Source organism: Sporosarcina oncorhynchi, assembly GCF_033304615.1.
In the GTDB taxonomy this organism is placed as follows: domain Bacteria; phylum Bacillota; class Bacilli; order Bacillales_A; family Planococcaceae; genus Sporosarcina; species Sporosarcina oncorhynchi.
The window spans coordinates 669,992-685,047 of the sequence record NZ_CP129118.1; the positions used below are offsets into that span (position 1 = coordinate 669,992).

14 protein-coding genes are annotated in these 15,056 nt (G+C 41.3%); 11 read left to right on the plus strand and 3 right to left on the minus strand.

Annotated elements, in window-relative coordinates:
• Positions 1 to 83: 83 nt before the first annotated feature.
• The gene (locus QWT69_RS03160; RefSeq protein WP_317968893.1) at positions 84 to 560 is read right to left on the minus strand and encodes a hypothetical protein; all 477 of its coding nucleotides are present in this window, start codon (positions 558 to 560) and stop codon (positions 84 to 86) included.
• 492 nt (positions 561 to 1,052) lie between these two features.
• Between QWT69_RS03160 and QWT69_RS03165 the strand changes: the two genes are divergently transcribed.
• The 9 genes from QWT69_RS03165 to QWT69_RS03205 all read left to right on the plus strand — a co-directional run bounded on the left by QWT69_RS03165 (position 1,053) and on the right by QWT69_RS03205 (position 9,614).
• Positions 1,053 to 1,535, plus strand: a complete 483-nt coding sequence (locus QWT69_RS03165; RefSeq protein ID WP_317968895.1) for a type 2 periplasmic-binding domain-containing protein — start codon at positions 1,053 to 1,055, stop codon at positions 1,533 to 1,535.
• 28 nt (positions 1,536 to 1,563) lie between these two features.
• Complete coding sequence (locus QWT69_RS03170; RefSeq protein ID WP_317968896.1) at positions 1,564 to 2,406, plus strand: MurR/RpiR family transcriptional regulator; 843 nt, start codon at positions 1,564 to 1,566, stop codon at positions 2,404 to 2,406.
• Positions 2,407 to 2,448: 42 nt separating this feature from the next.
• Entirely contained in the window at positions 2,449 to 3,156 is a 708-nt protein-coding gene (locus tag QWT69_RS03175; protein WP_317968897.1) for an N-acetylmannosamine-6-phosphate 2-epimerase, read from the plus strand.
• A gap of 13 nt (positions 3,157 to 3,169) precedes the next feature.
• Positions 3,170 to 4,036 (plus strand): N-acetylneuraminate lyase, encoded by an 867-nt coding sequence (locus QWT69_RS03180; RefSeq protein ID WP_317968898.1) that lies wholly within the window; start codon positions 3,170 to 3,172, stop codon positions 4,034 to 4,036.
• 153 nt (positions 4,037 to 4,189) lie between these two features.
• Positions 4,190 to 5,398 carry an N-acetylglucosamine-6-phosphate deacetylase gene (gene nagA / locus QWT69_RS03185; RefSeq protein WP_317968900.1) on the plus strand — a complete coding sequence of 403 codons (1,209 nt, stop codon included), beginning with the start codon at positions 4,190 to 4,192 and terminating at the stop codon, positions 5,396 to 5,398.
• Positions 5,385 to 6,095, plus strand: coding sequence for a glucosamine-6-phosphate deaminase (gene nagB, locus QWT69_RS03190; protein WP_317968902.1), 711 nt, complete (start codon positions 5,385 to 5,387; stop codon positions 6,093 to 6,095). Before nagA ends, nagB begins: the two co-directional genes overlap by 14 nt.
• 377 nt (positions 6,096 to 6,472) lie before the next feature.
• Complete coding sequence (locus QWT69_RS03195; protein ID WP_317968904.1) at positions 6,473 to 6,655, plus strand: zinc-ribbon domain-containing protein; 183 nt, start codon at positions 6,473 to 6,475, stop codon at positions 6,653 to 6,655.
• Between the two features lie 24 nt (positions 6,656 to 6,679).
• The gene (locus QWT69_RS03200) at positions 6,680 to 7,858 is read left to right on the plus strand and encodes a S1C family serine protease (protein ID WP_317968906.1); all 1,179 of its coding nucleotides are present in this window, start codon (positions 6,680 to 6,682) and stop codon (positions 7,856 to 7,858) included.
• A 430-nt stretch (positions 7,859 to 8,288) separates the two neighbouring features.
• Entirely contained in the window at positions 8,289 to 9,614 is a 1,326-nt protein-coding gene (locus QWT69_RS03205) for a TrkH family potassium uptake protein (RefSeq protein ID WP_317968908.1), read from the plus strand.
• A 727-nt stretch (positions 9,615 to 10,341) separates the two neighbouring features.
• Here the strand turns inward: QWT69_RS03205 and QWT69_RS03210 are convergent.
• On the minus strand, positions 10,342 to 11,196 hold the full coding sequence (locus QWT69_RS03210; protein ID WP_317968910.1) for a MurR/RpiR family transcriptional regulator: 855 nt from the start codon (positions 11,194 to 11,196) through the stop codon (positions 10,342 to 10,344).
• A gap of 42 nt (positions 11,197 to 11,238) precedes the next feature.
• A complete protein-coding gene (locus QWT69_RS03215; protein ID WP_317968912.1) occupies positions 11,239 to 12,306 on the minus strand; it encodes an NAD/NADP-dependent octopine/nopaline dehydrogenase family protein in 1,068 nt (355 codons plus the stop codon).
• Between the two features lie 288 nt (positions 12,307 to 12,594).
• On the opposite strand from QWT69_RS03215, the gene QWT69_RS03220 reads away from it, so the two are divergent.
• Together QWT69_RS03220 and QWT69_RS03225 are read left to right on the plus strand one after the other, a co-directional pair.
• Positions 12,595 to 13,443, plus strand: coding sequence for an ornithine cyclodeaminase family protein (locus QWT69_RS03220; protein WP_431312336.1), 849 nt, complete (start codon positions 12,595 to 12,597; stop codon positions 13,441 to 13,443).
• Between the two features lie 33 nt (positions 13,444 to 13,476).
• A complete protein-coding gene (locus QWT69_RS03225; RefSeq protein ID WP_317968916.1) occupies positions 13,477 to 14,889 on the plus strand; it encodes a sodium/glutamate symporter in 1,413 nt (470 codons plus the stop codon).
• Positions 14,890 to 15,056: the final 167 nt, after the last annotated feature.

Here is a 15,056-nt window from a genome sequence, read left to right on the forward strand (position 1 = left end):
TTCATACAACTACTAAATTGTGTGGGTGACTGTCACCGTTTTAATATGAAAACCCCCGTGCACAAACGGGGGTTTTGCTCTGTTCACTTTAATCGTAAACGGATATTTCTTTCGTGTTCAAGCATTTCTAGATAATCGGGTTCGATTTTATCAATCGCAACCGTGTGCTCTTTTAATTGCTGGATTCCGTCACCAGCCCAGAAAAGGAGTAATTGTGCATGATCATCTATGTGGATAGACGTCTTCATATAATTTGCGAAGTCTATTAGAAAGTCACTTCCCCAATTACCTTGGATGGAATAGATGTATTTCTTATCCGAATAATAGGCTAAATCCGTTGGCGGGTTTTCGCTGATGGACACAGCGAGTTTCCCGAATGCGGATTGATCGGGAGCATGTAAAATCCGCGTGTCGTCGTCCATCGAGTGCCATGGCTGCTCGGGGAACGTCTCAGATATCGGATACATTTCTTTCATCTCACGTACGGTGAGTTCTACAATGCCGCTGTAATCTACTTGTTGTAAGGGGCGATCGGCAACTAGGAATGTAAACGAAGACATCTACACAAACACTCTCCTTTGGTTTGAACAAAGCAATTTCATAGTCATTGCCTTTCTATTTTACATCATAATCAATAATGCCGGTTGGGTCACTTTGTTTATGGACTTCTATGGGCGATTATGGACTTTTAGGTGAATTTATGGACTTTTCGGGGGAGGTATGGACTTCTGTAGTGGATTTTGGACTTTTGTGGTTGAAGGGGGTACATCAAGAATTTCGCGGGTAGATTGCGTGATGTTGGTATTTCTTTGACGCGATTATTAGATATATAGACGTGATGTAACTCTGAATAGTAAGTTTTGAAGGTTTGAAGTCAATAAAAAATTATTTATTGACAGTTAACTATCAGTTTAGTAGAATCAGATTAATAAGATTTGAAACCGTTTTCATAATGGGGGGAGAACAAGCAAAGAGAGTATGTAGGGGAGTGCCCCATGAAGTGGAAACAATCGTTTTATATCAAAAATACGTATGGGTGAGGGGACGAGAAGATGAAAAAGGGATTTGTAAAGTTAGGGGTTTCACTCGTATTGCTGTTAGGACTTGCTGCATGTTCGGGTGATGGCGATTCAAGTAAAGGGGATTCAAAAGAGTCGTATGAATTGAAGTTTGGTATGGTGGCAGGTAATCAGCAAAATGAATATAAAGCTGCTGAGAAACTAGCTGAGTATGTTGACAAAGAAAGTGATGGCCGTTTAACAATTAAGCTGTTCCCGAATTCACAACTAGGGGATGACCGAGCGATGCTTGAGCAAGTGCAAGCGGGAAGCCTTGATCTGACTTTTGCTGAAACAGGTCGATTTGTCGTAATCGGCGGAGGAATTTCCGAACAAGGAGAACCGTTTCTACAAGACATTCAACAAGCGCTATATCCAAAGCTTATGATAAATCATGCGAAAAACGTTCAAATAAAGCTTGCTGAACAAGGCAATCATGCACATTTATTAGGTGCAGCACGGAATTTTTTCTTGTAACCAATTCGTGTAAGGTGGTGTTTTGAACATGTCCACAAATTATTACGGGAATGGACGGAAACCGTCTATTCTAATGGAACAATATAAACCTACTTTTACAAAATCTGAAATGAAGATCTATGAGTATATACAGGAGCATCCTGACCACATCCTCTATTGTTCATTGACGGAGTTATCAGAGGCTTGTGAAGTTGCAGAGGCAACGATTCTCCGCTTCTTTCGCAAGTTACAGTTGAAAGGGTTTCAAGAATTCAAATTGTTGTTTGCACAAGAAATGTCATCTACATCATTCGATGACAGTGGTGAAACGTATATGGGTAAAATAAAAAATAGCGCAATCCAAGCGATTTCCGATACATCTGAAATGGTTAAGAAAGAATCATTAGATGAAGCGATTGATCGAATTTCTTGCTCCGATGATGTAGTTCTATTTGGAATCGGTTCCTCGGGAATTGCCGGTTTAGACATGCATAATCGATTAATGCGCATCGGGAAAAATGTCGAGGTCATCACAGATGCGCATTTCCAAGTGATGAGAGCCGCGTCGATGACGGAAAAAACGGTTGTCGTCGCAATCAGTTTGACAGGAAGTTCTAAAGATATTGTCGATGCTGTGAGTGCTGCCAAAGAAAACGGTGCGACGATTATTGCGCTAACGAGTTATACAAAATCGCCCCTCACCAAATTTGCGGACGTCGTTCTATTGTCTTCTGCGAAGGAAAGTCCGTTAGACAGCGGATCACTCGTCTCAAAAATATCCCAATTGTACTTGATCGATCTTGTATGCACGGGGTTGACTATGAAGAATGTGGATGAAGCGAAAACAATAAGGATTAAAATTTCGGAGAACACATCCAGTAAGCTGTATTAACAGATGGATGGCTGGAAAGTACAGAAATAAGGGAGTAAGCAGATGGACAAACAAAAACTGATTGAAAGTCTACGAGGAGGTCTCGTCGTTTCTTGCCAAGCGTTAATGGAAGAGCCGTTACACAGTTCATTTATTATGTCCAAAATGGCTCTAGCTGGGCAACGTGGCGGCGCTATTGGCATACGAGCAAATGGAATAGAGGATATTAAGGCCATTAAACAAGAAGTTCAACTCCCTGTGATTGGAATTGTAAAACGAGAGTATCCAGACAGTCCTATTTTCATTACCGCGACGATGAAGGAAGTTTCAGAAGTTGTCGAAGCAGGTGCTGAAATCATTGCGATGGATGGTACGAATCGAGTGAGACCTAACGGAAAATCGCTAGAGGAGCTCTATTTGAACATCCGAAAGGAGTATCCAACTGTTCTTCTAATGGCTGACATTTCCACAGTTGAAGAAGGCATTCGTGCAAGTGAACTCGGTTTTGATTTAATCGCAACGACTCTTTCAGGCTACACCGATGACACGAAAGATATCCCATTGCCGAATACGGAGCTTGTCAAGTCCTTAAGTGAACAGCTGGACACACCGATTATGGCTGAAGGTGGTTATTGGACGCTGGAAGATGTAGAACAAGCTTTGACGTCGGGGGCACACGGTTGTATTATTGGCTCGGCGATTACAAGACCAATGGAGATTACAAAACGCTTTGTCGCAAAAATGTCCAAGGTGAATTCATCAATGGAGTAGGGAGAGAGGCAATTTGAAAGGTTTATTTACAGCACTCATGGTTTCCTATGACGAAGAAGGAAACATTAATGAAAAAGGATTACGGGAAATTATTCGCTATAATATCGATGTCAATCGTGTCGACGGTTTATATGTTAATGGTAGTACAGGTGAAAATTTCATGATCTCGACAGAAGAGAAAAAAGAGATTTTCCGTATTACGAAAGATGAAGTGAAAGATCGAGTGAAATTGATTGCACAAGTTGGTTCAGTCAATTTGAAAGAAGCGATTGAGCTTGCAAAGTATGCAACAGACTTAGGATATGATGCACTTTCAGCTGTGACACCGTTTTACTATAAGTTTGACTTTGAGGAGATTAAGCATTATTACAACAGCATTATTAATGCCGTTAATAACAAAATGATTATCTACTCGATTCCATTTTTAACGGGCGTCAATATGAGTGTGACTCAATTTGAAGAGTTGTTTGAGAATGAAAAAATCATCGGTGTGAAATTTACGGCAGGGGACTTCTACTTACTAGAAAGAATGAGAAGAGCATTCCCAGACAAACTCATTTATGCGGGGTTTGATGAAATGCTTTTATCCGCGGCTGTACTCGGCGTAGACGGGGCAATCGGCAGCACATTTAATGTGAACGGAGAAAGAGCGCGACAAATATTCGAACTTGCACAACAAGGGAAGATCGCAGAAGCACGGGAAATTCAGCATGTCACGAATGACCTGATTACAGATGTGTTGGATAACGGACTTTATCAGACATTGAAGGAAATCTTGAAGGAAAAAGGTGTCGATGCAGGCTATTGCCGTCAACCGATGAAAAAGTTGTCGGATGAAAAGATTGGCATTGCGAAAAGTATTGCGCGAAAATATTGGTAAGGCAGTAAGAGAATATGTATTGTGAATTTCAGCTGACTCTCCGTTCAGCTGGATTCATTTACATGCGCATCATAGATTTTCATCCAAGCACAGGTCATTGTACATACAACGACTGTGTTTTTTTATAGATTACAACAAGGGAGGAGAGAATCGATGACTGGAAAAGTGAATGCAATTTTATTAAAAGGTGGTCAGCTCTATGTAGATGGCCAGTTTCATGAAAATGGATACGTGAAGATAGAAGGAGAGAGGATTGTCGATGTCGGAAGCATGATTGAGCACGATGTGGAAAGAGGTTGCCAAGTGTTTGAGCTTGAGCCTGCTTGTAAAATCATTCCCGGGTTCATTGACATCCATATTCATGGAGCGGCGAATGCAGATACGATGGATGCCACTACGGAAGCATTGGAAACGATAGCGAATGTGTTGCCTTCAGAAGGGACGACAAGCTTTTTAGCGACATTGATCACGTCAACGGAAGAGTGTATCGAAAATGCATTAGTTAACGCGAAGGATTATATAGAAGGAACTCAACCAATTGGGCATGCGGACGTGCTTGGCATCCACTTGGAAGGACCTTTCATCAACCCCAAACGAGCAGGTGCACAACCGCTTAGTCATATTCGTCCCCATGATCAAAGGCAACTGGAGCAATGGCTAGACCTTGCGGGCGGGCATATTAAACAAGTGACGCTAGCACCTGAACAAGCAGGTGGGCTCTCAATCGTAGAGATGCTGACAAGAAGGGGCGTCGTGACGTCTATTGGCCATTCGGATGCAACGTATGAAGAAGTCGTAGCGGCTGTTCAGTGTGGGGCTACGTGTGTGACGCATCTTTATAACCAAATGAGGGGACTACATCATCGTGAGCCTGGGGTAGTAGGTGCGGCATTTTTATTAGATGAAGTAAAAGCGGAAATCATCGTAGATGGTATTCACATACGACCCGAAATGGTGAAGCTTGCATACAAACAAAAGGGGAAAGACGGGCTCATATTAATAACGGATTCGATGCGTGCGAAGTATTTAGGTGATGGGGAATATGATTTAGGCGGCCAACAAGTAACCGTTGCAGGGGAAATGTCCGTGTTAGAAGATGGTTCGTTGGCAGGCAGTGTACTCAAAATGGGAAATGCCGTGAAAAATATGATGGCGTTTACGGGATGCGGTTTACCGGAAGCGATTACGATGGCTTCAGAAAATCCGGCAAAACACCTGAATCTATTTGGGCGGAAAGGTAGTCTTACAATTGGAAAGGATGCAGATATCGTTATACTCGATCAACATCATGACGTCAGCATGACATTTTGTCGCGGGACGCTGGCGTTTACCGCAAAAGGAGGACGTCATGCGCATCATTGAGGTGGAAACATACGAAGAACTGAGTGAAGTAGGAGCTCAAATTATTATCCAAAAGGTGCGCAAAGAGCCAAATTCAGTGCTTGGACTTGCCACTGGTAGCACCCCGATCGGTTTATATGAAAAGCTTGTCCACGACTACGAGCAAAATGGAACATCATATCAGCACGTGACGACTTTCAATTTGGACGAATATGTGGGATTGGATGAAGGGCACGAACAAAGTTATCGCACGTATATGAACGACCATCTATTTGACCAGATTGATATTGATAAGCAACAGACGCATATACCGAAAGGGGACGCCCCTGATTTGGTAGCCGAAGCGCAGTACTATGAAGAACGCATTCAACATGCGGATGGCATTGACTTGCAAATTCTCGGCATCGGCCGAAATGGCCATATCGGTTTTAATGAGCCAGGAACGCCATTCTCTTCCCGTACGCATATTGTAGATCTGACGCCATCGACAAGAGAAGCAAATCAGAAATTTTTCGGAAATCTTGATCTGGTTCCGACAAAGGCAATCTCCATGGGGATCGCAACGATCATGGCTAGCAAAGAAATCCTACTGCTCATTTCGGGACCGGCCAAAGCGGAAGCGTACCAACGTCTCATCCATGGGAAAATGGAAGAACAATTTCCGGCATCCATTCTCCAATTACACCCCCGCGTCACCGTAGTTGTTGAAAAAAGTTAGTCGGGATGCCAGTCAGTTGTACGACTTGGATTTATGAGGATATATGAGGTTTTATGAGGATCTATGAGGTTTTATTCAGATGAATGAGTTTTTTTAGGGGTGTTAGTCATTCATACAAATTGATTCAGACAACGGTAGCATTAGCAAAAATCTAGCCCTTCAACCGAGCAATAGGTTGAGGGGCTGTTTTATGAGGTTTTATGAGGGAAAATGGTCATTCATACAATTCCATTAGAGAGAAAAGACTTCCAGCTTAGGCGAGAGACTTTTCTCTTGGGTTATGCACATTAATGGAACGGAATTGATTTACTGAGCCTAAAACACTAATCTGAAAGACCGATATATAGGTAAATGAGTATGGTGAAGGAGGGATTGGGATGTTCTGTCCAAATTGCGGGGTGAAAAATGAACAAGAAGCGAATTTCTGCGGGGGTTGCGGTCAACCGATACGGAAGAAGAGCCGTGCTTGGTGGATGATTCTTATTGCCGTCCTCTGTTTTGGTGTGCTAGGCGGAACGGGTTATGTATATATGCAGATTACGAAAAAGGAAGCGCTGTAACATTCGGCATTGGCGGAGACGGAAGTGGAAGAAACAGTCGTTCCGCAACCTGTGACGATCATCCAACAGGAAGTCGTGGAACGGCCTGACAAGAAAACGGTGGAAAAAGAGAAGACAGAACTGATTCAAGAGACGTTGCCGCGCGTGTTCACCATCCTAACGGCAGGCGGGCAGGGCTCCGGTTTTCTTTATGCGAAAGGCGGCTTTATCGTGACGAATGCCCATGTCGTATCCGGCTATACCGATGTTATCGTGAAAAATTCCGTCGGCCGGGAAGCGCCTGGTAAAGTGATCGGTATCTCGGACAAATACGACGTTGCGCTTATTCAATCAGAGGCCTACAAGAATCTTGTGCCGCTTGCATCGGAAGCAAGTGATACAAAAGTCGGTACAGAAGTGATTGCGCTTGGTAGTCCGAATGGATTGCAAAATACGGCATCCATTGGCTACTTAACAGGTGTAGGTCGGGATTTTGTTGACGAGTACATTTACGATAAAGTGTACCAGGTGGATGTGCAGATCGAGAACGGGAGCAGTGGAGGTCCGTTGATTGACGCAAAAAGCGGTAAAGTAGTCGGCATCAATTCGCTGCTGCTTAATAAAAACAGGCGTTTTGGTTTTTCTATCCCACTTTACAGTGTGACACCGCTTATTGAAGACTGGATGACCAATCCGATGACGGACCGGCAAGTCGCAGCAGTGGCGGGTGTGTACGATTATTATCTTCCTGTGGGCTCCTATGGGAATGATTCCGACAGTGATAATTCCTATGACTACTATGAATCCTATGAAACATACGATTATGAAGAAGACTACGAATACGATGAGTATACGGGGGACGCCTATTTCTATGATGAATGGCTCGGGGATTTCATACTGGAGTTCCGTACAGAATATGAACTGGCGCTGTACCATGAAAGCTTCAACTGGATCGACCCATATCTGGCTCCGGGCAGCACAGCTTATTGGGAGTATGCCGATTATCTTGACGAAATTTCAGGGGAAGGGATGTTGTTTGAATTTCTTGAGAATCGTGTGACAGATGTACAAATCTTTGATAATCACTCCATTGTATCGACGTATGAGACATTCAACTTCCGCAACAACGCAGGTCAGGAAAAGTACTACGAGAAAGAAAAGGAGTATACGGTCGTCATCGATATGGACGGCTCGTACCGGATTGCGGATGTGCGGAGTAAGTGAGTGGACAAGAACCTATTGGATAGGCGTAAGATGTAATTCAGACGATCCACAACATTTTTTGAATCCGAAAATGAAAATAAGATAGAATAAGCTTTTTTAAAAACATACAATATTATTTAGATTGTTTGGATTAACATTGTTTTCGAGTGCTAACGCCAGTTTGAAGTAAAACGTGGCATATCGATAGAGAATGTAGGTTTATTTAAAAAAGAGTTCAGCAGAAACAAAAGGAACGGATATGTTCGGACCTTCCATTATTCAAGAGATATTTAGTCCGAAGATGAAAAAATCGGACCCTGCACTTAACACTAACTATTGACATCGATTCTTACGTGGAATATGCTGAAAAAAAGTAAGTTCTTGGTAGGCAACATGCCGCAGTGGCACTTTAAATGAGCACTTAATCATAACTTAGACAGGAGATTGTCTTATGAAAAAGAAGAAGAGTAAACGACATCTCTCTCCACCAGTAGTGATTGCAGGAAACTTATTTTTGCTTATTGTTATCGGCACGTTGTTATTAAAACTACCAATTGCAACTGAACATCCGATTTCTTGGATAGATGCCTTCTTTACGGTTACTTCGGCAACGACAGTGACGGGCTTAGTCGTTTTCGATCCCGGAACGACACTTACTTTATTTGGTGAAATAGTTCTGCTGTTCCTTATTCAAATAGGTGGAATAAGTTTAATGGTATTTGCAGTCTTTCTATTAGTGCTACTTGGTAGAAAGGTTGGCATGCAAAAAAGAATTTATATACAAGCAACATTTAGTATACAAACACTCGGTGGAATGGTGAGTTTTGTCCGAAAGATTTTGGCGTTTGTCTTTATTGTTGAAGGTTTTGCGGTCATTCTCTTATCCATCCATTGGATTCCGCAGTTTGGCATACGTGATGGTATTTATTACAGTGTTTTTCATGTGATTTCTGCTTTTAATAATGCTGGCTTTTCATTATTCCCTGACAACCTCTCTCAGTTTGTCGGTGATCCATTTGTCAATATTGTTCTATCTTCTTTATTGATAATTGGGGGGATTGGTTTTGTAGTTGTCATAGATATCTTACAAAGTAAATCGATTCACAAATGGTCCCTTCATACAAAATTGATGGTTACGGGAACAATTGCCCTGAATCTCGTTGCAACTCTATTGATTTTTGTTTTGGAATTTACTAATGTGCATACAATTGGAAATCTTTCACTAGCCGATAAAGTCTTGGCTTCCTATTTCCAAGCAGTTTCACCACGAACAGCTGGTTTTAACACAATTTCTATTGGTGACATGGAAGATTCATCTTTGTTAGTTACGATGTTCCTAATGTTTGTCGGTGGTGGTAGTGCCTCAACAGCATCGGGTATTAAATTAACTACGTTTATCGTCATTCTTATTGCGACCATTTCCTATTTTAGAGCCATACGAGAACCCCATGTTTTCGGAAGAACGATAAAGTTCGAGATTATTTTTCGATCGTTAGCAATTGCGACGGTGAGCATAATGATTATTTTTAGCTCTTTATTCGTATTGGCCATTACAGAAACCATCCCTGTATTCCCGCTAGCATTTGAAGTCTTTTCAGCTTTTGGGACAGTTGGATTATCGATGGGTGTTACGGAAGATCTCACAGATGTGGGAAGAGTCTTACTATGTATCGTTATGTTTCTTGGTCGAATCGGGCCTTTAACGCTCTTCTTTTTACTTTTAAAACCGAAAAAAGAGACATACCGTTTCCCGTATGACCAAGTACAATCTGGTTAAAATCAGGTGTCTGTTCGGGAATCTATTCTATTGTGGTTGCCAGTCACTCAAGCAATTGCGTAATCGGCTTTTTATGGGACCTTTCGGTGAAGTTTTGGACTTCTACGGGTGATTATGGACTTTTAGGTTGATTAATGGACTTTTCGGGGGAGGTATGGACTTCTGCAGTTGGTTTTGGACTTTTGTGTTTGAAGGGGATACATCAAGTACCAGCGTAATTGAAATTTGCGGGTAGATTGCGTGATGTAGGTATTTCTATGACGCGATTATAAAAAAACAAGGTTTCCTAATTTAGCTAAATTGTTTATTTCATGACGATTGCAACTCACATAAACTGAATCCCATCTTTAAAAGTCCTGTTTTTTCTTCGTGTTATAAAACAGAAAAGCCGTTTGACCGATTATTAGGTCAAGCGGCTTTTCTTTGCATCTAGCTAATCTAATTGTGTGGGTGACTGGCACCGAATTAGAAAAAATGTTTAAGAATGCTTCTATAAATGATCAAAAAACCTCCTGTATATTAGTTTCATGCGTGTACGCATGAAAATTAACTATACAAGAGGTTATTTAATACAGTTGGGGTCCTCGGTCCTATAGTCAGCAAATTTGCATACATACTGAATGGCTCCAAATTATGCTTAACGCTATTTTCAAACAGAGAAAACACGAATTGAAAACGAGCACGGACCCACTTTAATCACTTTAAAGTGAGGACGGTTTTTAAAGTATTATCCGTCAAATATAATCCCAAACCGCTCATTTAGTGTGTTAATCTCTTCAAGTTTCCTTACCAATTCGCCTTTGCTTTCCAACGTCAGTAAATAAATTAATACATCGATGATGAAAACGGTTCCTAAGTGGGAGTTTGAGTAGGATAGTGAGTTTACGCTAGTCACAAGCGTGCATTTCGCATTTTTTGCAAAAGGGTTTGAGAATGTATTGGTAATTGCTATTTGCGGTATCCCTCTTTCACACAAATAGTCGCTGAATTGGCGGATTCGTTTCGAATAGGAAGGGATAGCGATATTAATTACAATATCCTCTGCTGATAAGCCCCTAATAATATCCAACGCTTCCACGCTCTCTCCGTTAATTACTTGAGACTTTGAAAACACTTCGTTAATGTGAACGTTTAAAATGTGTGCCGGACCTAGCGAGTTCTTACGGGCTAAAATCACTATACGCTTTGCCTGAATAATATCCGTTAAAACTTCGTTGAATGCTTCAATTGTATTCTTTGCTAACACTTCATTCAGGTTTCCTAAAGAAAGATCGTAGACTTTTTGTAACTCTGGATGCTGATTGGTCATAGGTTCAACTTCATTTGATTCCATAGGGTCTCTATTAACTAATCTAGATTTTAAGATCTCCTGAATTTCTTTTTGTAGTTCAGGAAACCCCGAATAGCCAATGTCTTGTGAAAAACGTACAACGACGGATTCGCTGACATCTGTATTCCTGGCAACTTTTGCTGCAGATAAGAATGCTGCTTCCAGCCAATTGTCCATTAAATAATAAGCCACTCTTTTTTTCGCTTCACTCAGATCTCCAAGTGAGTCTTGCATTCTCTCGATAAATGACAAAACATAAGCCCCCCACTATTTAAGGATAATCACAATTATATCCTATTTTTGGCTCATTTCCAAAAGAGAGTGTGATTTATCCAGTCCCATCCTTTCGAGTGTCCTGCCTGTTTCTCTAAAATCTTGATTGTAAAGACCTATGGCTAAATCGATAATTGAATTGATTAGGGGTGTGTTCACTTCATTTAATTTTGCCAATTGGCTTAATGGAACTAAGCTCATCGGTACGTCCTCCAATACATAACGTGCCGAAACTTCTAATGGTGCGTAGATTTCACTGTAACTGTTATTTGCTTGGATAGCTTCATATAATGTTTTCTCATTCAAGTTATAGTTTTTATTCAACCAATCTAGCGCTGAAGGAATATCCACTCCATAGCTCTTGGCGATTTCAAGTCGTTCTTTATCAATCTGTTCAAGTAGGTGGGCAATTGTCGGTGTAATTCCCTCGTGATAATATTTGAAAGCGGTTTTGCTCTCGACTCTTCCAATATTCAATAAGAATGGCGTAGGATGAAAAATTGCTCCAATATTGGCTAAACTCGTCTCCATTATGCTATTAGCATTAGTAAAGTAGGGGAGTGTTTTGTTCAACTCATTCGTAACGCGAGTTGTTTCCGTCTCAGGAAGAACAGCAACATTGACACTATCTTTCATTCCATAGATTTTAATCTCCACGTCTGTAATCTTCCTGCAAGCAAACAGAAGTGTTTCCGCTTCAGCAACTATAGTTCCGACGTTTCCGTTGTTCTCCAAAATTCTTTTAACTTCCAAAGCCCCTCCTGTTCGACCAGGATGCAACACGATTATTTGCTCGTCCGATACATATTGTGCAAGTTCAGTTGCAACGGATTGGTGTGCAAATGCCGGTGTAACGACATAAATCAGATTTACATCTTTCAATGCCTCTTCCAAATTTGATGTCACTAAGTTAAATGTTCTTGGTAAAAGGTTCTCCCCATCATGCAGATAGATCGTATTATCGTTTGCTATGATTGGAAGAAGAATGGCTTCAAACTTGTCATAGAGGTTTACTTCAATTCCTTTTTCTATCAATTTTGCACCGAAAGCTAATCCGCCGTTTCCAGCACCAATAATTAAATTTTTCAAATTAATCTCTCCCTTGATATTTTTATTGTTGTAAAACAAGAATACTTGTTGTAGACTATATTGTATAACAATTTGAAATAAAAGGGGAGATTAATATTGTCTAATAATTTATTGTTTCTATCGCAGGCAGATATTATTGAATGTGGAGGAGAGGATATTGCTATTGCTGTAGATGCAATGGAAAAGGTTTTTTCGCTACATCAAAAAAATGATTATATTCTTCCAAACAAATCAGTATTACGGTGGGGAGATATGGATTCTGAAAGCACACGGGGGCGCATCAATTCAATGCCGGCTTCAATAGGCGGCGATTACAATTCGGTCGGGATTAAGTGGATTTCAAGTGCTCCCCAAAATCCTGACAAGTTTAACCTGCCACGGGCGACTGGGATTATTATTTTGAATGATTACGAAACTTTAGTTCCGGTAGCAGTAATGGATGGTATGCTGTTGAGTGCTATGCGAACTGGTGCGAACTCTGGAGTGGCGGCAAGATATCTTGCCAAGGAAGATTCAGAAGTATTAGGTCTAGTAGGTGCAGGAGCGCAAAATAAAACACAGTTGATGGCAATGGCACATGTGATGAAGAACTTGAAAAAAGTAAAAATTACAGATTTAAATAAACAGCGGGCACAGGAATTTGCCAATGAAATGTCAGAGAAGACAAATCTTCCGATTGTTGTTTGTGATACGGCAGAAGAAGCTGTGAGGGATTCGGATATCGTCATTACGGCAACTGTTACTAAGACACCAATTGTTAAGCCGGAATGGATTGGAGAAGGAACACTGTACATTCATGTCGGCAGCCATGAGTGTGAGTTCGGTGTAATCGACAAAGCTGATAAAATTGTTGTAGATGATTGGGAAGAATTGAAGCATAGAGGTGTGGAAACGATTTCTATTATGTACAATGAAGGGAAATTCGATCCATCAAATATCCACGCTCAACTTGGGGAAGTTGTAAATGGTGTGAAGTCTGGCAGGGAGAATAGCAAAGAATTCATCTATTTTAATAGTGTCGGCATGGGGATCCAGGACGTTGCGCTTGCCTCCATTGTTTTTGAGAAGGCTAAAGAAAAGGGCGTTGGACAAGAACTTAGTCTGTGGGGGACAGCAGGGGACTCAGCGAAGCTATAAGAAATAAATAATTAATCGATGAGGGGGATTGGCATGATTCCAAATGAATTGATTTCATCAGGAACATTGAATGCATTACTGTTTTACTTTATAGTCATGGGGGCGCTTCTGACAGTTGGTGTATTTGTCAGAGTGAAAGTGAAAATCTTTAAAAAGTATTTCATTCCAGCATCATTAATTGCCGGTTTCATAGGTCTAGCATTTGGACCTTATGGAGTAAAATTGTTTTCAGCCGAAATGGTGGGTACTTGGGGAGGAATCGCAGGAATTCTAATTACCATCGTTTTCGCTCCAATGCTTATCGGAATGAAGAATGAGAAGCAAAAAGGAACATCTAAGTTAGTGACTAGGCACTTGCTTTATAGTTACACGGGGAGCTTATTACAACTTTCTGTGCCACTCATTGTGGCAGCATTAATCTTGATTCCACTATTTGACTTGAATCAGATGTTTGCTTCCATTATTGAAGTCGGTTGGGCGGGTGGACATGGAACGGCCGCTGGGATGACCGAAGTGTATACGGATCTCGGCTGGGAAAGTGGTGCCTCTTTAGGGGTAACTGCTGCTACGCTTGGTATTGTGTTAGGAATAGTATCAGGTATTATTATGATCAACCACGGTGTGCGAAAAGGCTATACCTCAGTGATTAAAGACGCTAAGACTCTTGATAGTAATAGTGCAAATGATATTCTGCCTATTGAAAAGCAAACGGTCAGTTCAGTTAATACACTGAATCCCGATCTTGTCGAGGGGTTCGCGTTCCATATGGGGCTCATTGCAATTGCCACGCTTATCGGTTGGTTCATGCAGAAAGCGATTACAATCTACGTCCCGGGAATTCCTTTATTCCCACTTGCCATGATTGGTGGTTTATTAGTCAATATGGTCATTTCAAGAACGAAATACATGGAAATGATCAACTTGGACACGTTTAAAAGGATTCAAGGCTTTGCCCTGGATTTCCTAATCATTGGAGCAGTAGCTTCCATTAAGATTCCTGTCGTCATTGAGTATTTTGTTCCGTTGTTAATTCTGACAGCGGTTACACTCGGTATGATGATCTGGTATTTCTACTATTTAGGCAAAAGATTCTTCCCGGAGAATTGGTTTGAGAACGCCATTGTTCACTATGGATCATACACTGGAGTGGCAGCTGTTGGATTATTGCTCCTTCGAACAGTAGATCCTGAAATGGAGACAGATTCCGGCAAAGCATATGCTTTGAGAGCCCCGTTATATAGTCCGTTCCTGGGGGGAGGACTTATTACCTCCATTATCCCGGTTCTTATGCTGAAAAGCAGTTCGCTAATTGTAGGACTTGTTTGTTTAGCAATCCTGTTAGTTTTGTTAGTAGTAGCAAAACTTACTGGAATTTTTGCAAAACCGTTAGAAAGCGGTGCGGAATCGAATACTCACTTGCGTGGGGAACCGGTAAAGGTGGAGTAAGCGGCTCCTGACTAACATTAGTTAAATAGAAGTAGTTTGGTTGCCAGTCACTCATACAACTTGTATGCAATTCAGACAACAGTATCCAAAAGAACAGCCCCTCAACCGAATAGTTGGTTGAGGGGCTGTTTGCGATTCGTAAGGCTTCAAATCGAACAAAATCTGGC